The sequence below is a fragment of the Polynucleobacter sp. CS-Odin-A6 genome, assembly GCF_018882095.1.
Taxonomy (GTDB): Bacteria; Pseudomonadota; Gammaproteobacteria; order Burkholderiales; family Burkholderiaceae; genus Polynucleobacter.
Map to the genome: position 1 here is coordinate 446,509 of NZ_JACVPD010000002.1, position 17,798 is coordinate 464,306.

A 17,798-nucleotide genomic window follows, 5' to 3' on the forward strand; every position below is an offset into this window, starting at 1 on the left:
GAGCGGGATTTTTTATTTGGTACTAAATACTCTAATTAGTGCAAGCCTGCCATGTAATCAGCAACTGCTTTCATTTCTTGATCAGAGAGCTTACCGGCAATACTATTCATTTGAAGATTTTTACGCGTGCCCTGATTGAAATTCATTAATTGAGTATATGAATATTCAGCCCACTGTCCGCTTTGACGTGGATATTGCGATGGAATACCTGCCCCATTCGGGCTATGGCAGCCAGCACAAGCCTGAACACCCTTCGAGGCAATACCGCCACGGTAAATACTCTGACCCAACAAAATAGTTTCTTTATTTTGCGCTTCACCTTGGGATGGCGCCTGCTGAGACAAGTAGGTAGCAATATTAATCATATCTTGATCATTTAAGGGCATTGCCATGCCCATCATGATGGCGTTAACCCGGGTACCCTCTTTATAGCTCTTTAACTGCTTTACTACATAGGCTGGATGTTGTGCAGCTAATTTGGGCCATGTTGCTACGGCGCTCTGACCCTTAGGGCCGTGGCAAGTGATACAGGCCACAACGCCGCGAGTTGCATCACCAACGTTATACAGGGCTTCACCAGCTGCAGGGTCAGCCTTAGGCTTACCTGGAACAGCTGGGGTCGCTTCTGCTGCGGGGGCGGTAGGGGCAGGATTTGCCGCAAATACTGGCGCTGCAAAGGCGCTAAGAGTGGCAATAGCTAGGGCCAAAAAACCGGCACGAAAGCCAGTTAATTTGGAGATTTGGGTGTATTGACGCATTATGTTTACCTTGGCAAAAATTCTTAAAAGTGTTTGGGCCTCATATTTATAACTTTTTACCCAACACCATGAATTATTTCATGATTTTACAATAGCTTCAGGACATGTCTAAACTCTTTCAAGCCCGTTTCGCCACCACCGTCAATGACACCCATTGTTTGCCTGCTACCCAACTCCGAGAGGTGGCTTTTGCCGGACGCTCAAATGCGGGTAAATCCAGTGCTATTAATGTGCTTTGCAACCAAAAAAGGCTGGCTTTTGCCAGCAAAACCCCGGGACGCACCCAACATATCAATTATTTTGGCCTTTTTGCCAAAGATGATCTCTTGGCCTACTTAGTGGATTTACCGGGATATGGCTATGCAGCAGTCAACCGCGAGACTAAATACCACTGGAATGCCCTCCTCAGCGATTACCTACAAGAGCGTGAGCAGTTAGTAGGGATGGTCCTGATTGTGGACTCTAGGCGCGGCATTACCGATCTGGATGAACAAATGATTCAGTGGTTTGTACCCACCGGCAAGCCGATCCATGTTTTGCTGAGTAAGTGCGACAAGCTCAATAAAAGTGAATGTAAGCATGCGATTGAAGCAGTTCAGAAACAATTACAGCAGTACGACCCAGCCTTACCAGATGGGACCGGTGACTCTAAACAATTGACGGCCCAATTATTTTCAAGCACTAAGCGTATTGGCCTTGAAGAGGCTGACGATATTATTATTAAGTGGTTATTTGAAGCGGAGACTCAGGAAGATGAAATCACAAGCTAACTCTTTATTGCACTTTCCAGCCCATCGCCCTCGCCGAATGCGTCGTGATGATTGGTCACGTCGCTTAATGCAAGAAAATAGTGTTTCAGCGAGCGACTTAATTTATCCCGTTTTTTTACTTGAAGGCCAAGGCCAATCTCAATCAGTCGCTTCAATGCCTGGCGTTAATCGCATTTCTTTAGATTTACTTTTTTTAGTTGCACTAGAGTGTGTCGATTTAGGAGTACCAGTCTTAGCACTCTTCCCCGTAATTGATACCGCGCTTAAAACGCCTGATGGCAAAGAGGCCTTTAATCCTAATGGACTCATTCCAACTGCAGTTCGTGAGCTGAAAAAGCGTTTCCCCACCTTGGGCATCATGACTGATGTAGCACTTGATCCGTACACTAGTCATGGACAAGATGGAGTGTTAGATGAGCAAGGTCGCATTCTGAATGATGAGACCACTGCAATTTTGGTTCAACAGGCCGTTGCTCAAGCTCAAGCTGGTGTAGATATTGTTGCACCGTCCGATATGATGGATGGCCGTATTGGGAAAATTCGTGAGGCGCTAGAGGAACATAAGCTCATCCATACACGCATCATGGCTTACTCCGCTAAATATGCCTCTGCTTTTTATGGTCCATTTAGGGATGCCGTTGGCTCAGCAAAAAATTTAGGTAAGGCTGATAAAAAAACCTACCAAATGGATTGCGCTAATACGGATGAGGCTTTGCGGGAGGTGGCACTAGATATCAGTGAGGGTGCTGATATGGTCATGGTCAAGCCCGGCATGCCTTATCTAGATATTGTTCGTAGAGTACGCGATGAATTTAACTATCCCACCTATGTCTATCAAGTGAGTGGTGAATACGCAATGCTCAAAGCAGCCGCACAAAATGGTTGGCTAGATCACGATGCGGTGATGATGGAGTCCCTACTCGCATTCAAACGTGCTGGCGCTAATGGCATCTTGACCTATTTTGCTCTTGAGGCTGCGCGCCTACTAAAGACAAGTAAATAATGATTCAAGCAAACATGAATGGGTTTAACGCCTACTCATGTTTAGAGTGATTTAATTGCCTAGTACTTTTTTCAGGCGCTCAGCAAAACGCTGCGGTGGCATATACCCAATTACACGTTGATCTTTCAACTCTACAGAATTGAAATCAAAGATCAAAATTCCAGGCGGTCCAAATAATCCGAAACGTTTCAATAAAGCCTGATTCTCGGAACTGTTCTTAGTTACATCAGCTTGCAGTAAAACAAATTTCTGCAGCTCTTGATTTACCTCGGGGTTAGCAAAAGTATTAAGCTCCATCTCCTTGCAAGAGATGCACCAGTCTGCATAAAAATCCAATAAGACGAATTTCTTCTGCTCTTTTGCTTGGGTTAAGAATTGATCTAACTGCGCACTAGATTCAATCACAGCAAAATTAGCATTTCCAATCTGATGTTGGCGCTGCCCATTGGTCGTGATCCTACCTGCTTCGTTACCACCATCTTGTAATAATGGTGAAGCAATCCATGCTGCGGTTGTTACTAATAAAACGCCTAATGTTCTTTGTAACCAAACCATCCAAATACCGGTTGATGGAATCAAGATGCGCGCTTCAATCGCAATAAATAGTAGGGGCAAGCCCATGCCAAGCGCCATTACAAAGAGTAATCCAGCCCCCAAGCTCATCGATCCTGTTTGGGCAATAAATGCGAGGACTCCAGCCAGGGGCGCTGTAATACAAGGACTCGCAACTAACGTGGATATACCGCCTAGGGCAAAAGCACCCGTCACACTCCCACCTTGATGGCGTCCAGCTAAACGGTCAATTTGCTGATGCCAAGACTGAGGTAGTCGGAGGTCATATAAACCAAAGAGACTTCCTGACAATGCCAATAGCAACAGTGCAAAACCAATCAGCGCTATAGGGCTCTGCAGCGCTCTTTGAACACTTCCACCCAGCGCTGCCATTAAGACGCCAGCCAAGGCATAGACACAGGCCATACCAAGCACATAGGCCAACGCTAAGATACTTGCTCGACCCTTGCTGATCGATTTACTACCTTGAGTTCCAAACACCACGCTCGATAGAATAGGGAGCATCGGCAGAACGCAGGGAGTAAATGCTAAAGCCAGGCCAAGAATAAAGAAGGCGAGGAATAAATATCCTGTTGGCGTACTCTCTAAAAAGCGACTAATAGCATTAACATCATCCCGCTCACGCCATACATCCAATAAGCTTAATTTCTCCTTAGATGGAGAAGCACTTGCAGCTCCATCCAACATCTCCGGAATGGGAGCAGCCTTCACCCCAGGGCCTGCAAGTAAAAATTTCAGGGTCATGGGCGGATAGCAAATACCCGCTTCAGCGCAGCCTTGCAATTCGAGCTCTAGATAGGCCGGCTTACCTAGCTCTGCTTTTTTGTCCATTGTGATAAGAAATGCTTGTTTATAAATTTGCATTTTCTTCTGAAAAGTCTCATCAAACTTTTCCACGCCTTTAGGAAGTGATGCTTTCACCCCCTCTAATTTATTGGGCTGAGAGCCTAGCCTCAAATGTAGTGATTCTTGATAAATGTAATAACCCTTAGCTGGAATAATTTCCAACTCAATGTCATTGGTATTTGGCGCCCAAGTTGCTTCAGCTTGAAACGCTTTTTCAGGTGGCAGAAATTCTGGGGCGGCAAAAGCGCCTCCAATCATAAAAAGGATCGCTGCTATAGCTGGAATAATTTTATTAATCAATCTCATGGCAATGACTTTACCTCTGCTTCTACCCAATTACCATATTGAGCACTATATTTCTCGGGGGTGTATGCAATGAGCTCCGGTAGATCATAGGGATGCTGACTTTCAATAAAGTGAGCTATTTCATCCCACTTATCTAATACTGTCTTAGCAGAGAGTAGCACCTCAAACTCTTCGCAGATCTGACCCTCCCAACGGTATATCGAATGGATCCCCTGCTGCATTTGCACACAAGCAGCTAGGCGGTGCTCAATCAGTTGGCGGGCCATTACTTGGGCATCTTCCAAGCGCGAGAAACTGGTCACTACAATTAGTATTTCAGACAAATGATCTTGTGTCATTGTGCATTTATAACCGTAAAAATGAAAAAAGCCAGACCGCAGCCTGGCTTTTATTCTTACTAAAGGGCTTAAGCCTCTTCAGCTACAGCTGTTTCTTCAACATCTGGACGATCAAGTAGCTCAACCAAAGCCATTGGTGCATTGTCACCATGACGGAAGCCGAACTTCAAAATACGAAGGTAGCCACCTGGGCGAGTTGCGTAACGTGGTCCAAGCTCTGTAAAGAGTTTAGTCACGATATCGCGATCGCGTGTACGGTTGAATGCTAAGCGGCGATTTGCTAAGCAATCTTTTTTACCTAAGGTAATCAAGGGCTCAACAACCATGCGTAATTCTTTTGCTTTTGGCAAAGTGGTTTTAATCACTTCGTGCTCCAAAAGAGAATTGGACATGTTGCGCAGCATCGCTAGGCGATGTGATGATGTTCTGTTTAGTTTGCGTAAGCCGTTTCCGTGACGCATGATGCTTCCTTTCTAATTATTTCTCGAGGTTAGCCGGAGGCCAGCTTTCGAGTTTCATGCCAAGACTTAAGCCACGAGCCGCCAATACATCCTTGATTTCATTCAAAGACTTACGACCTAAATTAGGCGTCTTCAACAACTCATTTTCTGAACGTTGAATCAAGTCACCGATGTAATAAATATTCTCAGCCTTCAAGCAGTTAGCAGAGCGCACTGTGAGCTCGAGATCATCCACTGGACGCATCAACATTGGGTCAACCATTGAAGAGCGGCTTGGTGCGAGATCGCCAGAAATTTCACTGCTTTCTAAAGCTGCGAATACCACTAACTGATCAACCAAAATCGTAGCTGCCTGACGAATTGCTTCTTCAGGAGACAACACACCATTTGTTTCAATCGTCATTACTAGGCGATCAAGGTCAGTACGTTGTTCAACACGAGCAGACTCCACAGCGTAGCTAACGCGACTTACTGGGCTAAATGAAGCATCTAATACGATACGACCAATGATCTTCGTAGTTTCGTCGTTGTATTGACGTACATTACCTGGAACATAACCGCGGCCTTTTTCAACTTTAATCTGCATATCTAACTTGCCACCAGCGGACAGGTGAGCAAGTACATGGTCAGGGTTCATGATTTCTACATCATGTGGCAAGTCCATATCTTTTGCAGTTACAACGCCTGGACCTTCTTTGCGCAAGTTGATGGTGACTTCATCACGTGATTGCAACTTGAATACGATACCTTTGAGGTTCAACAAAAGGTTAACAACATCCTCTTGAACTCCATCTAATGTGGAGTACTCATGAACAACACCAGCGATGGCAACTTCAGTTGGAGCATAGCCAACCATGGATGACAACAAAACACGACGTAATGCATTGCCGAGTGTGTGGCCATAGCCACGCTCGAACGGCTCCATAACAACCTTTGCTTGGTTGGCAGTAAGCGCTTCAACAGAAATAATTTTTGGCTTGAGCAAATTTGTTTGCATATTTTTTCCTTGAGAGTACCTAATTAGCGTGAATACAATTCGACGATCAAACTTTCATTAATTTCGCCGCTAATGTCTTCACGGTCAGGCACCTGCTTAAACGTTCCTTCCAGCTTCGCCGCATCGACTGATACCCAGCCAACTGCTGCCATCTGCTGAACCAAATTGAGTGACTCTGTAATACGTGTTTGCTTCTTCGCCTTTTCGCGAATCGCAACTACATCACCAGGCTTAACCTGAATAGATGGAATATTTACTGGGCTACCATTGAGCATTACTGCGCAATGAGAGACTAACTGACGTGCTTCAGCGCGAGTGGAACCAAAACCCATGCGATAAACAACGTTATCAAGGCGTGACTCCAACAGCTGGAGTAATGTAGAGCCAGTATTGCCCTTACGACGCTCAGCTTCTGCGAAGTAACGACGGAACTGACGCTCCAAAATTCCGTACATACGTTTAACCTTTTGCTTTTCACGCAATTGATTGCCGTAGTCAGATGTTCTTGAGCCAGATGTACGACCATGTTGACCAGGCTTAGTATCTAACTTGCACTTGTCTGACAGGGCGCGACGTGCGCTCTTTAAAAATAAGTCGGTACCTTCCCGACGTGCTAACTTGGCCTTAGGCCCTAAGTAACGTGCCACGATGCTTTCCTTTCATTGCCGCAGTCTTGCGACTAGCGGTGAGTTCACCCTTTAATTCAGATGAACAGTGGGCTTTAATAAAAAAACTACTAAACTTGTACTACCAGCTTCCTAACTTAAATACGACGACGCTTAGGAGGACGGCAGCCATTGTGTGGAACTGGCGTTACGTCCTGAATCTCAGTGATTTTGATACCCAAAGAGTTCAATGCACGAACTGCCGATTCACGACCTGGGCCTGGGCCTTTGATCTGAACTTCTAAATTCTTAATACCGCATTCAACGGCAGCTTTACCAGCAACTTCTGCAGCTACTTGGGCAGCAAAAGGAGTTGATTTACGTGAGCCTTTGAAACCTTGGCCGCCGGAAGTTGCCCAAGAAAGCGCATTTCCTTGACGATCAGTGATCGTAATAATGGTGTTATTAAATGAAGCGTGAACGTGTGCGATGCCGTCAGCAACGTTCTTTTTAACCTTCTTGCGTGCGCGCTGTGAAGCTGCGGAAGCGGATTGTTGTTTTGCCATGTCAATAAACTTTCTTGATTATTTCTTCAGTTGTACGCCGGACTTACGTGGGCCCTTACGGGTTCTCGCGTTAGTCTTAGTACGTTGACCACGAACAGGCAAGCCTTTACGGTGGCGAACACCGCGATAGCAGCCTAGGTCCATCAAACGCTTGATGCTCATCGTCACTTCACGACGAAGGTCACCTTCAGTGATAAATTTACCTACTTCATCACGCAACTTTTCCAAGTCACCGTCAGTTAGATCTTTAACTTTTTTGTCGATAGCAACACCTGTGGTCTGGCAAATTTTGCGCGCACGAGTTGTGCCAATGCCAAAAATTGCTGTCAAACCGATGACAGTGTGTTGATGATTTGGGATATTTACCCCAGCGATACGTGCCATGAGATTTCCTCTTAATTAACCAGATCAGCCTTGACGCTGCTTGTGACGTGCGTCTGAAGAACAGATCACACGCACAACGCGTTTGCGCTTAATGATCTTGCAATTTCTGCAAATACACTTAACGGATGCTAAAACTTTCATAACTCACCTCTTAAAAATAGGTATAACTTAATCTTTACTTCGCTCGGAATATGATTCTGGCGCGGGTCAGGTCGTATGGAGTTAACTCCACCGTCACCTTATCTCCTGGCAGTATGCGAATGTAATGCATCCTCATCTTCCCAGAAATGTGCCCTAGAACCACATGTCCGTTTTCTAGCTTCACGCGAAACATTGCGTTTGGCAAATTCTCAATAATTTCTCCCGCCATCTGAATTACATCGTCTTTAGACATTCAGTTAAGCGCCCATCTTAAAGTTAGCTTTTTTCATTAAAGAACCATACTGTTGCTGCATTACGAATGACTGAACTTGCGCCATAAAATCCATTGCAACAACGACAATAATCAACAATGAAGTGCCACCAAAATAGAATGGCACGTTGTACTTCAATACTAGAAATTCTGGCAGTAAACAGACCAAAACCATGTAAATTGCACCTGCTAAGGTCAATCGAACCAAGATCTTATCGATATAACGGCCAGTTTGATCGCCAGGACGAATACCCGGAACAAATGCTCCGCTCTTCTTCAAATTATCTGCAGTTTCACGGCTATTGAAAACTAAAGCTGTATAGAAAAAGCAGAAGAAAATAATTGCTGCAGCGTAAAAGATGGTGTAGACCGGTTGACCAGGCGCCAATGTTGCAGCCAAGTCTTTAATAATCCTGCTAAACATATTGGTTGGCTCGCCTGATGTAAACCAGCCAGCAATCGTCGCTGGGAACAAAATGATCGATGAAGCAAAAATTGGGGGAATCACACCAGCCATGTTTAACTTCAAGGGGAAATAAGATGACTGACCACCATAAATCTTATTGCCAACTTGACGCTTAGCGTAATTCACTAAGATGCGGCGTTGTCCACGCTCTACAAATACTACAAAATAAGTTACTGCTATACAGATCACCACGATCAGCAATGCAGACAGGATATTCATTGAACCAGTACGCACTAACTCTAGCAAGCTACCAATAGCGGTAGGTAGGCCCGAAACAATACCACCAAAAATAATGATGGAGATACCGTTACCAAGACCACGCTCAGTAATTTGTTCGCCGAGCCACATCAAGAACATCGTGCCAGTTACCAAAGTTACTACTGTATTTAACTCAAACATGAGGCCTGGATTAATCACCAAGCCGGGTTGCGCTTGTAATGCAACAGAAATGCCTAATGCCTGGAATGTGGCTAGCAATACAGTGCCATAACGGGTGTATTGAGTAATCTTTCGCTGTCCTGCTTGACCTTCTTTTTTTAATGACTCTAATGAAGGAATAACGATGGTCATTAACTGCATGATGATCGACGCAGAAATATACGGCATGATTCCTAAAGCGAATACAGTAAAGCGAGATAAAGCACCGCCTGAAAACAGGTTAAACATGCCCAAGATGCCGTCTTTTTGACCTGAAAACAATTGCGCTAACTGGTCCGGATCAATACCTGGAACAGGAATATGCGCACCTAAACGGAACACGAGCAAAGCCAATACCAAGAAAATCAAGCGTTGACGTAATTCGCCAAACTTGTTTCCTGATTGAGCAGTATTTGCTGAGTTGTTAGGTACGAGTGCCATCTTTTACTGAAAGCTAGTTAAACCAGATCCACTAATTTGCCGCCAGCTGCTTCAATAGCTGCTTTTGCACCAGCAGTAGCTGTGATGCCTTTTAGTGTTACAGCAATGCTGAGTTCACCGGTCTTGATCACTTTGACTGAATTGATCTGCTCGCCAGCAAAACCATGGGCTCTGAGAACTAACAAGTCCACTTCTGGCAAATTAATTTTTGCTAAATCATTCAAAGTAATCTGGCCAACGTGACGGCGCGTCAATGACACGAAACCGCGTTTTGGTAGACGACGATACATTGGCATCTGACCGCCCTCGAAGCCAACCTTGTGGAAACCACCTGAACGTGACTTTTGACCTTTATGACCACGACCGGCTGTCTTTCCAAGACCAGAACCGATGCCACGACCTACGCGACGACGATTTTTATTGGAGCCCGGTGCGGGTTTGAGTGTATTGAGTTGCATATTCTTTTCCTATTTGCTTGCTAGTTATTAACTAACGACCTTAACTAGATAAGAAACTTTATTAATCATTCCGCGAACAGCTGGTGTGTCTTCTAATTCTGAAACAGAATTAATACGACGCAGACCCAAGCCACGAACGGTTGCACGATGGCTTTCGCGCGTGCCGATCAAACTGCGAACTAATTGCAATTTGACTTTAGAGTGAGATGTTGTCATTTGTAGATTCCTAATCTGGTGGTCTTAGCCGAGAATCTCTTCTACTGATTTACCGCGCTTGGCAGCAATCTCAGCAGGAGTACTCATCTTGCTCAAACCATTAATCGTTGCACGAACTAAGTTGTAAGGGTTAGTAGAGCCTAGTGACTTGGCAACTACGTTAGTTACGCCCATGACATCAAAAATAGCGCGCATTGGGCCGCCAGCAATGATTCCAGTACCGTCTTTAGCAGGAGAAATCAAAACACGTGAAGCACCATGTTGACCGGTAACGGTATGCTGCAAAGTGCCCTTACGCAAAGAAACTTTAATCATTTTGCGACGCGCTTCATCCATTGCTTTTTGAACAGCAACTGGAACTTCTTTGGATTTGCCTTTGCCCATGCCGATACGACCATCGCCATCGCCAACAACAGTGAGTGCAGCGAAGCCGAGAATACGACCGCCTTTAACCACTTTAGTTACACGATTAACCGCAATCATCTTCTCGCGAAGACCGTCATCACGCTCTTCGTTTTGCATTTTGTTTTGCATTTTTGCCATGTTTTTTTCCTAAACCCTGTTAGAACTTCAGGCCGGCTTCACGCGCAGCTTCAGCTAAGGCCTTGATACGGCCGTGATAACGATGACCGGAACGATCAAATGCAACATCAACAATGCCTGCCTTAACAGCACGCTCAGCAACTAACTTGCCGATTTGTTTTGCCGCTTCAGCGTTACCGCCGTTTTTGATCGCTTGGCGCAAATCTTTTTCCATTGTTGAAGCAGCAGCCACAACTTTGGTTCCACATGGGCTATATACCTGTGCAGAGATATGTGTATTGCTACGGATCACTGTTAAGCGATTGGCCAAAGCTTCGGCAATGCGAATGCGAGTCTGCCGAGCGCGTCTTTGTCTGGATTCGTCTTTATTCATTTTCTAATCTCGCTTACTTCTTCTTAGTTTCTTTCAGATGCACAACTTCATCCACGTAGCGAACACCTTTGCCTTTGTATGGCTCGGGTGAACGGTATGCGCGAACTTCAGCAGCGACCTGGCCAACTTGTTGCTTGTTGGAGCCTTTAATAATGATTTCAGTTTGACTTGGAGTCTCTGCCTTTACACCCTTTGGCAGGTTGTAAATAATGTCGTGCGAGAAACCCAACTGCAGCTTCAGTGATTCGCCTTGAGCAGCAGCGCGGTAACCAACGCCTACCAAGCTGAGCTTGCGCTCAAAACCAGTAGTGACGCCAACAACCATGTTGTTAACTAAAGCACGGGCTGTACCTGACTGCGCACCAGCTTCTGGTGTGTTGTTATTTAAAACAACTGTCAATACGCCATCTTCTTGCTTCAAACCAACTGAAGGATGCAAGTTATGTGTCAAAGTGCCTAATGGGCCTTTAACAGTAATGTTTGCACCGTTAATGCTGATTTCAGCGCCCTTAGGGACTGGAATAGGTGATTTACCAACGCGGGACATATTTCTCTCCTTACGCGACGTAGCAAATAACTTCGCCACCAACACCGTTTGCACGGGCTTTGCGGTCTGTCATTACGCCTTGTGGGGTTGAAATAATTGCAATGCCTAAGCCATTCATCACTTCAGGAATGTCATGGCGACCTTTATAGATGCGTAGACTTGGTGTTGACACACGGTCGATGCGCTCAATAACAGGGCGGCCTGCGTAGTATTTAAGTTCAATGTGAAGCACTGGCTTAGCCGCTTCACCTTTGATTTCAAAACTATCGATATAGCCTTCATCCTTCAAGACTTTTGCAATAGCTACTTTAACTTTTGACGACGGCATCAAGACTACGGGTTTCTGCACTGCTTGCGCATTGCGGATCCTTGTCAACATGTCGGCGATTGGATCGCTGATACTCATGAGTTCTCCTAATTCTTTCGCCGCTTACCAGCTGGCCTTGGTTAAACCGGGGATTTCGCCACGGAAGGCGATTTCACGAATTTTGCTACGCGCTAGACCAAACTTGCTGAATACACCGCGCGGACGACCGGTTAATGAACAACGATTTCTTTGACGAATCGGGCTTGCGTTACGTGGAAGTGCCTGTAGCTTTAAGCGAGCTTCATATCGCTCTTCGTCGCTGCGGGATTGATCAGCAATGATTGCTTTGAGTTCAGCACGCTTAACAGCGTACTTCTCTACAGTTTTAGCGCGCTTATTTTCGCGCTCAATTAGGGATAGTTTTGCCACGTTAGCCTCTTAATTGCGGAAAGGGAATTTGAACGCTGCTAACAAAGCTTTTGCTTCTTCGTCAGTTTTAGCGGTCGTCGTAATACTGATATTGAGGCCACGGAGTGCGTCAATTTTGTCGTATTCGATTTCAGGGAAAATAATTTGCTCTTTAACGCCAATATTGTAGTTACCGCGGCCGTCAAATGCTTTACCAGAAATTCCGCGGAAGTCTCGTACGCGTGGCAAAGCTACAGTCACAAAACGATCTAAAAATTCGTACATACGCTGACCGCGCAATGTCACCATGGCGCCGATTGGGTAGCCTTGACGAATTTTGAAACCAGCAATCGCTTTTTTCGCTTTTGTTACAACTGGTTTTTGACCTGCAACTTTAGTCAAATCACCAACGGCATTTTCGATAATCTTCTTGTCGTTCACCGCATCGCCCAAGCCCATATTGAGGGTAACCTTAGTGATGCGTGGAACTTCCATGACCGACTTATAGCCAAACTTGGCCTTCAGATCAGCAACAACTGTTGCTTGATAGTGTTCTTGAAAACGTGTACTCATAATTTTTCCGTGCCCCTTACGCGCTTAATGTTGCGCCAGTGGTTTTGAGGAAACGCTGCTTTTTACCATCCACGAGTTTGATACCAACACGTGATGGTTTGCCGTTACCGTCAACCACAGCCACATTAGAAATGTGAACAGGCATCGTCTTGTCAATCATGCCGCCAGTAATACCGGCTGCTGGATTTGGCTTGACGCTCTTTTTGTATAGATTTACGCCTTCGATCACTAATTTGTTCTCGAGAACGGCTGTAACAGTTCCTTGCTTGCCTTTATCGCGGCCTGTCAACAGAACTACTGAATCACCTTTACGAATCTTTTTCATATCAGCCTCTTAAATTACTTCGGGGGCGAGAGAAACGATCTTCATGAACTTTTCAGTACGTAACTCGCGCGTAACTGGTCCAAAGATACGTGTGCCAATTGGCTCTAACTTTGCGTTGAGCAATACCGCAGCGTTGCCATCGAACTTAATCAATGAACCGTCTGGACGGCGTACACCCTTAGCAGTTCTCACTACCACGGCGTTATAGATATCACCTTTTTTCACACGGCCACGTGGAGCAGCGGACTTTACAGTCACTTTAATGACATCACCGATACTGGCGTAACGACGCTTAGAGCCGCCCAATACCTTGATGCACAAAACTTCACTGGCGCCTGTGTTGTCGGCGACCTGTAATCTACTTTCGGTCTGAATCATTTTTTAATCCCCAACTTGTTAGCCAAAGGCAAACAGTCTTGGTTCCGTCTATGGGCTTTAACGAAAGTTATCACCCGGAATTAATGAAAAAACACTGCTTCTCCCAATAAAACCAGAGAAGCCTTCTATCTTACTACGTAAAACAGGGATTTGGCAAGAAAGTTCGCCAAAATCCCTAATATTTCTTTAAATACCTTTTGATTCTTGCACTAAACGGGTAACAACCCATGATTTGGTGCGTGAAATTGGTCTAGATTCAGCAATTTCAACGGTATCACCCATCTTGTATTGACCAGCTTCGTCATGCGCATGGTATTTTTTGGACTGTCCAACATATTTGCCATAAAGCGCATGTTTTACTTGGCGCTCAACTAGCACAGTCACCGTTTTTTGCATTTTGTCGCTAACGACACGACCCACAAGGGTGCGGCGCAAGGGTTTAGATAACTCTGTCATATCCCTTTTTCCTTATTTCTGTGCAGTTTTTTGAGTAATAAAAGTCTTCACGCGAGCAATTTCACGCTTAGTTTTACCCAATTGGCTGGTATTAGTGAGTTGCTGAGTGCCCTTTTGCATACGGAGTTTGAAGCTAGTCTTCAAGAGCTCTGTTAATTCTGCGTTTAAGGCAACCAGATCTTTGGATGCTAATTCTGTCTTTTTCATAATCTCTATCCCGATCAACCTAAGTGGCGAATCACGAAAGTGGTTTTCAGTGGTAATTTAGCCGCAGCAAGCTTAAAAGCTTCGCGCGCCAAAGTTTCATCCACGCCATCCATCTCGTACAAAATCTTGCCTGGTTGAATTTCTGCTACGTAGTACTCTGGATTACCTTTACCGTTACCCATACGTACTTCAGCCGGCTTTTGCGAAATTGGCTTGTCTGGAAAAATACGGATCCAGATACGTCCGCCACGCTTAATGTGACGTGTCATTGCGCGACGTGCAGATTCAATCTGACGTGCAGTCAAACGACCGCGGCCAATGGATTTCAATCCGAAGTCACCGAAGGCTACTGAACTACCGCGTGTCGCCACGCCAGTATTACGTCCCTTTTGTTCCTTACGATACTTGCGACGCTTTGGTTGTAGCATGCTTACTCTCCTGACTTCTGCGCTTCAGCACTTGTGGCTTCTACGACTTTCGGTGCACGCTTTACTGCTGGCTTGGTAGCAACCAATGGCTTACTGTCAGTCGCTGGTTTGCGTGCGGTTGTTTTAGCGGGTGTACGACGAGGCTTCTTCTCATCAGCCACCGGCTCTACTGTTACCGCTGGGGCATCTGCGCCGCGGCCTAATGTATCGCCTTTGTATACCCAAACTTTTACACCGATGATGCCGTAGGTTGTTTCTGCCTCTGAAGTGGCGTAGTCAATATCGGCTTTCAATGTATGAAGTGGAACACGGCCTTCACGGTACCATTCGCGACGGGCAATTTCTGCACCGTTCAAACGACCAGAGGACATGATCTTGATTCCTTGTGCTCCAAGACGCATTGCATTTTGCATTGCACGCTTCATTGCGCGACGGAACATGATGCGCTTCTCTAACTGCTGAGTAATAGAGTCGGCGATCAACTGCGCATCTACTTCAGGCTTACGAATTTCTTCGATATTTACATGGACCGGAACACCCATACGCTTTTGTAATTCGCGGCGGAGTACTTCAATATCTTCACCTTTTTTACCAATCACAACGCCTGGGCGTGAACTGTAAATAGTGATACGCGCATTCTTTGCAGGACGCTCAATGATTACCTTACTAACAGACGCATTCTTCAACTTCTTTTTCAAATAGATGCGGACATCAACGTCCTCTTTGAGCATCTTTGCAAAATCAGTATTGTTTGCATACCACTTTGATGTCCAGTTCTTCGTTACCGAGAGTCGGAATCCGGTTGGGTTTATCTTTTGTCCCATATCTTCCCTTAGTTACTCAAGGTCACGGTAATGTGACATGTTTGTTTTTCAATTTGATTCCCACGGCCCTTAGCGCGTGCTGTGAAGCGCTTCAAGGAAGTACCCTTATCAACAATAATTGTTGATACCTTGAGCTCATCAATATCAGCACCTTTATTGTGTTCAGCGTTGGCCATTGCAGACTCAACTACTTTTTTCACAATGAAGGCAGCTTTCTTAGGGCTGAAATTCAAAATGTTTAATGCGCGCGCAATTGGCAAACCACGTATCTGGTCAGCGACCAAACGTGTCTTTTGCGCAGAAATGCGGGCGCCTTTGTGAATAGCTTTAACTTCCATCATCATCCCCTTACTTCTTCGTTACTTTCTTGTCAGCAGCGTGACCTTTGAAAGTACGGGTCAAGGCAAACTCGCCTAACTTATGACCCACCATGTTTTCTGATACATAAACCGGAACGTGTTGACGACCGTTGTGTACAGCAATCGTCAGACCAATAAAGTCTGGGAGGATTGTTGAACGGCGTGACCAAGTTTTAATCGGCTTTTTGTCTTTGTTGGCTTGTGCGACTTCAACTTTACTTACTAAGCTGGCTTCGCAGAATGGGCCTTTTTTAGCTGAACGTGTCATATCTATTTATCCTTATCGCTTAACGTTTTTGACGACGTTGAACGATCATCGAAGTTGTGCGCTTATTGCGACGTGTACGATAACCTTTGGTTGGTGTGCCCCATGGGGATACAGGTACACGGCCTTCGCCAGTTCTACCTTCACCACCACCGTGTGGGTGATCTACTGGGTTCATTGCCACACCGCGAACGGTTGGACGAATACCACGCCAGCGATTTGCACCAGCTTTACCAATCACGCGCAAGCTGTGCTCTTCATTACCAACTTCACCAATAGTGGCGCGGCAATCGATCAAAATACGACGTACTTCACCTGAGCGCAAACGCACCTGAGCGTATACACCTTCGCGAGCTAACAACACTGCAGAACCACCAGCGGAACGGGCAATTTGAGCACCTTTGCCTGGCAACATTTCTACACAGTGAATTGTGCTACCTACTGGAATGTTACGAATTGGCAAGTTGTTACCAGACTTGATTGGGGCTTCAGAGCCGCTCATCAATGCCTGACCAACAGTCATGCCTTTTGCAGCAAGAATATAGCGACGCTCACCATCCGCAAACACGATCAATGCAATGTTTGCACTGCGGTTTGGATCGTATTCCAAGCGCTCTACTTTTGCTGGAATGCCATCTTTATCATTGCGCTTGAAATCCACAACGCGATAGTGATGCTTATGACCACCACCTTTGTGACGGGTAGTGATATGACCATTATTGTTACGACCCGCTTTTTGGAACTGGGGCTCTACCAACGCTGCAAAAGGTTTACCTTTATGCAGGTCAGGATTGACCACCTTGACCATTGAGCGACGACCTGGTGAGGTCGGTTTTGTCTTCATCAAAGGCATGATTAATTCGCCTCCGCTTCAAAGTTAATTTCTTGACCTGGTTTCAAGCTAACATAGGCCTTCTTAGTGTGGTCACGACGACCTTCAAAACGGCCATAGCGCTTTGGCTTACCCTTTTGATTCACGATTTGAACAGAGTCAACTTGCACTTTAAAGAGCAATTCAACCGCTTGTTTCACATCGCTCTTATTCGCGTCGCGTGTTACTTGAAATACTACTTGTTCGTTTTTCTCTGCAACCATGGTGGCTTTTTCAGAGATAACCGGTCCAAGCAGAACCTTCATCAAGCTGTGATCGTTTTTACGGACTTGGCTCATTTCAGCAACTCCTCAATTTTTGCGATCGCTGCTTTGCTTACCAATACTTTTTTGTACTGGACTAAAGCTAATGGATCAGCGTGCTGTGGCTCACATACAGCAACCTTATGCAGGTTGCGTGATGCCAAGTACAAATTCTCGCTAACCTGATCAACGATGATCAAGACTGAATCCAATCCCATTGCTTTAACTTTGTCAGCTAAAACCTTGGTCTTTGGAGCATCAAGAGTAAATTGGTCAACCACATTTAAACGACCTTCGCGGGCTAACTGAGACAAAATCGATCTCATACCAGCGCGGTACATTTTCTTGTTTACTTTTTGGCTGAAATTTTCTTCAGGTGAATTCGGGAATATACGACCACCTCCACGCCATAGCGGGGAAGAGCTCATACCAGCACGTGCACGACCAGTACCTTTTTGACGCCAAGGTTTTTTGGTTGTGTGCTTAACTTGCTCACGGTCTTTTTGCGCACGATTACCGCTACGTGCATTCGCTTGGTAAGCCACAACCACTTGGTGTACTAATGCTTCGTTATATTCGCGCTCGAATACTTCTGGCGAGGCTTGCACACCCGCGCCTAAAGTTCCGTTGTCTTGGAGAAGCTTAAGTTCCATA

The 17,798-nt window shown here is 45.5% G+C and carries 32 protein-coding genes; 2 read left to right on the plus strand and 30 right to left on the minus strand.

Annotated features, from left to right (window positions below; all coding sequences use genetic code 11):
* Positions 1-35 precede the first annotated feature (35 nt).
* Positions 36-758 carry a cytochrome c gene (locus ICN15_RS06945; RefSeq protein ID WP_216201981.1) on the minus strand — a complete coding sequence of 241 codons (723 nt, stop codon included), beginning with the start codon at positions 756-758 and terminating at the stop codon, positions 36-38.
* A 104-nt stretch (positions 759-862) separates the two neighbouring features.
* Between ICN15_RS06945 and yihA the strand changes: the two genes are divergently transcribed.
* On the plus strand, positions 863-1,528 hold the full coding sequence (gene yihA / locus ICN15_RS06950; protein ID WP_216201982.1) for a ribosome biogenesis GTP-binding protein YihA/YsxC: 666 nt from the start codon (positions 863-865) through the stop codon (positions 1,526-1,528).
* The gene (hemB, locus tag ICN15_RS06955) at positions 1,512-2,531 is read left to right on the plus strand and encodes a porphobilinogen synthase (RefSeq protein WP_216201983.1); all 1,020 of its coding nucleotides are present in this window, start codon (positions 1,512-1,514) and stop codon (positions 2,529-2,531) included. Before yihA ends, hemB begins: the two co-directional genes overlap by 17 nt.
* A gap of 51 nt (positions 2,532-2,582) precedes the next feature.
* Here the strand turns inward: hemB and dsbD are convergent, their stop codons facing one another.
* From dsbD to rplD, 29 genes are all read right to left on the minus strand, one after another.
* On the minus strand, positions 2,583-4,256 hold the full coding sequence (dsbD, locus tag ICN15_RS06960; RefSeq protein WP_216201984.1) for a protein-disulfide reductase DsbD: 1,674 nt from the start codon (positions 4,254-4,256) through the stop codon (positions 2,583-2,585).
* On the minus strand, positions 4,253-4,594 hold the full coding sequence (cutA, locus tag ICN15_RS06965; protein ID WP_216201985.1) for a divalent-cation tolerance protein CutA: 342 nt from the start codon (positions 4,592-4,594) through the stop codon (positions 4,253-4,255). The genes dsbD and cutA overlap by 4 nt, the downstream gene beginning before the upstream one ends.
* A 68-nt stretch (positions 4,595-4,662) precedes the next feature.
* Positions 4,663-5,055: a 50S ribosomal protein L17 gene (gene rplQ, locus ICN15_RS06970; RefSeq protein WP_216201986.1), complete on the minus strand. Its 393-nt coding sequence runs from the start codon at positions 5,053-5,055 to the stop codon at positions 4,663-4,665.
* 16 nt (positions 5,056-5,071) lie between these two features.
* On the minus strand, positions 5,072-6,052 hold the full coding sequence (gene rpoA, locus ICN15_RS06975; RefSeq protein WP_216201987.1) for a DNA-directed RNA polymerase subunit alpha: 981 nt from the start codon (positions 6,050-6,052) through the stop codon (positions 5,072-5,074).
* A gap of 23 nt (positions 6,053-6,075) precedes the next feature.
* Entirely contained in the window at positions 6,076-6,699 is a 624-nt protein-coding gene (gene rpsD, locus ICN15_RS06980; protein WP_216201988.1) for a 30S ribosomal protein S4, read from the minus strand.
* 116 nt (positions 6,700-6,815) lie between these two features.
* Positions 6,816-7,223: a 30S ribosomal protein S11 gene (gene rpsK / locus ICN15_RS06985; protein WP_011901923.1), complete on the minus strand. Its 408-nt coding sequence runs from the start codon at positions 7,221-7,223 to the stop codon at positions 6,816-6,818.
* Positions 7,224-7,241: 18 nt separating this feature from the next.
* Positions 7,242-7,607 carry a 30S ribosomal protein S13 gene (rpsM, locus tag ICN15_RS06990; protein WP_088526685.1) on the minus strand — a complete coding sequence of 122 codons (366 nt, stop codon included), beginning with the start codon at positions 7,605-7,607 and terminating at the stop codon, positions 7,242-7,244.
* A gap of 24 nt (positions 7,608-7,631) precedes the next feature.
* Positions 7,632-7,748, minus strand: a complete 117-nt coding sequence (gene rpmJ / locus ICN15_RS06995) for a 50S ribosomal protein L36 (RefSeq protein WP_012357167.1) — start codon at positions 7,746-7,748, stop codon at positions 7,632-7,634.
* 34 nt (positions 7,749-7,782) lie between these two features.
* Positions 7,783-8,001, minus strand: a complete 219-nt coding sequence (gene infA / locus ICN15_RS07000) for a translation initiation factor IF-1 (protein ID WP_088526684.1) — start codon at positions 7,999-8,001, stop codon at positions 7,783-7,785.
* Between the two features lie 4 nt (positions 8,002-8,005).
* The gene (gene secY, locus ICN15_RS07005) at positions 8,006-9,343 is read right to left on the minus strand and encodes a preprotein translocase subunit SecY (protein WP_216201989.1); all 1,338 of its coding nucleotides are present in this window, start codon (positions 9,341-9,343) and stop codon (positions 8,006-8,008) included.
* A gap of 17 nt (positions 9,344-9,360) precedes the next feature.
* On the minus strand, positions 9,361-9,801 hold the full coding sequence (rplO, locus tag ICN15_RS07010) for a 50S ribosomal protein L15 (RefSeq protein ID WP_215308693.1): 441 nt from the start codon (positions 9,799-9,801) through the stop codon (positions 9,361-9,363).
* 27 nt (positions 9,802-9,828) lie between these two features.
* Complete coding sequence (rpmD, locus tag ICN15_RS07015; protein ID WP_216201990.1) at positions 9,829-10,017, minus strand: 50S ribosomal protein L30; 189 nt, start codon at positions 10,015-10,017, stop codon at positions 9,829-9,831.
* 24 nt (positions 10,018-10,041) lie between these two features.
* A complete protein-coding gene (gene rpsE / locus ICN15_RS07020) occupies positions 10,042-10,560 on the minus strand; it encodes a 30S ribosomal protein S5 (RefSeq protein ID WP_216201991.1) in 519 nt (172 codons plus the stop codon).
* A 19-nt stretch (positions 10,561-10,579) separates the two neighbouring features.
* Positions 10,580-10,933 carry a 50S ribosomal protein L18 gene (rplR, locus tag ICN15_RS07025; RefSeq protein ID WP_046329386.1) on the minus strand — a complete coding sequence of 118 codons (354 nt, stop codon included), beginning with the start codon at positions 10,931-10,933 and terminating at the stop codon, positions 10,580-10,582.
* Positions 10,934-10,946: 13 nt separating this feature from the next.
* Complete coding sequence (gene rplF / locus ICN15_RS07030; RefSeq protein WP_216201992.1) at positions 10,947-11,480, minus strand: 50S ribosomal protein L6; 534 nt, start codon at positions 11,478-11,480, stop codon at positions 10,947-10,949.
* 10 nt (positions 11,481-11,490) lie between these two features.
* Positions 11,491-11,886, minus strand: coding sequence for a 30S ribosomal protein S8 (gene rpsH / locus ICN15_RS07035; RefSeq protein WP_216201993.1), 396 nt, complete (start codon positions 11,884-11,886; stop codon positions 11,491-11,493).
* Positions 11,887-11,910: 24 nt separating this feature from the next.
* Positions 11,911-12,216, minus strand: a complete 306-nt coding sequence (rpsN, locus tag ICN15_RS07040; RefSeq protein WP_015420244.1) for a 30S ribosomal protein S14 — start codon at positions 12,214-12,216, stop codon at positions 11,911-11,913.
* A gap of 9 nt (positions 12,217-12,225) precedes the next feature.
* On the minus strand, positions 12,226-12,768 hold the full coding sequence (gene rplE / locus ICN15_RS07045) for a 50S ribosomal protein L5 (protein WP_216201994.1): 543 nt from the start codon (positions 12,766-12,768) through the stop codon (positions 12,226-12,228).
* 16 nt (positions 12,769-12,784) lie between these two features.
* Positions 12,785-13,093 (minus strand): 50S ribosomal protein L24, encoded by a 309-nt coding sequence (gene rplX / locus ICN15_RS07050; RefSeq protein WP_216201995.1) that lies wholly within the window; start codon positions 13,091-13,093, stop codon positions 12,785-12,787.
* Positions 13,094-13,102: 9 nt separating this feature from the next.
* Positions 13,103-13,471: a 50S ribosomal protein L14 gene (gene rplN / locus ICN15_RS07055; protein ID WP_015420241.1), complete on the minus strand. Its 369-nt coding sequence runs from the start codon at positions 13,469-13,471 to the stop codon at positions 13,103-13,105.
* Between the two features lie 186 nt (positions 13,472-13,657).
* A complete protein-coding gene (gene rpsQ, locus ICN15_RS07060; protein WP_046329381.1) occupies positions 13,658-13,927 on the minus strand; it encodes a 30S ribosomal protein S17 in 270 nt (89 codons plus the stop codon).
* Between the two features lie 12 nt (positions 13,928-13,939).
* Positions 13,940-14,134, minus strand: a complete 195-nt coding sequence (gene rpmC, locus ICN15_RS07065) for a 50S ribosomal protein L29 (RefSeq protein WP_015420239.1) — start codon at positions 14,132-14,134, stop codon at positions 13,940-13,942.
* A gap of 14 nt (positions 14,135-14,148) precedes the next feature.
* Entirely contained in the window at positions 14,149-14,562 is a 414-nt protein-coding gene (gene rplP, locus ICN15_RS07070; RefSeq protein ID WP_216201996.1) for a 50S ribosomal protein L16, read from the minus strand.
* Positions 14,563-14,564: 2 nt separating this feature from the next.
* Positions 14,565-15,386, minus strand: a complete 822-nt coding sequence (rpsC, locus tag ICN15_RS07075) for a 30S ribosomal protein S3 (protein WP_216201997.1) — start codon at positions 15,384-15,386, stop codon at positions 14,565-14,567.
* An 8-nt stretch (positions 15,387-15,394) separates the two neighbouring features.
* Positions 15,395-15,727, minus strand: coding sequence for a 50S ribosomal protein L22 (rplV, locus tag ICN15_RS07080; protein ID WP_205621309.1), 333 nt, complete (start codon positions 15,725-15,727; stop codon positions 15,395-15,397).
* A 7-nt stretch (positions 15,728-15,734) separates the two neighbouring features.
* On the minus strand, positions 15,735-16,013 hold the full coding sequence (gene rpsS / locus ICN15_RS07085; RefSeq protein WP_216164231.1) for a 30S ribosomal protein S19: 279 nt from the start codon (positions 16,011-16,013) through the stop codon (positions 15,735-15,737).
* 19 nt (positions 16,014-16,032) lie between these two features.
* The gene (gene rplB / locus ICN15_RS07090) at positions 16,033-16,863 is read right to left on the minus strand and encodes a 50S ribosomal protein L2 (RefSeq protein WP_015420235.1); all 831 of its coding nucleotides are present in this window, start codon (positions 16,861-16,863) and stop codon (positions 16,033-16,035) included.
* Between the two features lie 2 nt (positions 16,864-16,865).
* Entirely contained in the window at positions 16,866-17,180 is a 315-nt protein-coding gene (rplW, locus tag ICN15_RS07095) for a 50S ribosomal protein L23 (RefSeq protein WP_076024545.1), read from the minus strand.
* Complete coding sequence (rplD, locus tag ICN15_RS07100) at positions 17,177-17,797, minus strand: 50S ribosomal protein L4 (RefSeq protein WP_215328351.1); 621 nt, start codon at positions 17,795-17,797, stop codon at positions 17,177-17,179. The genes rplW and rplD overlap by 4 nt, the downstream gene beginning before the upstream one ends.
* Between the last annotated feature and the right edge of the window lies 1 nt (position 17,798).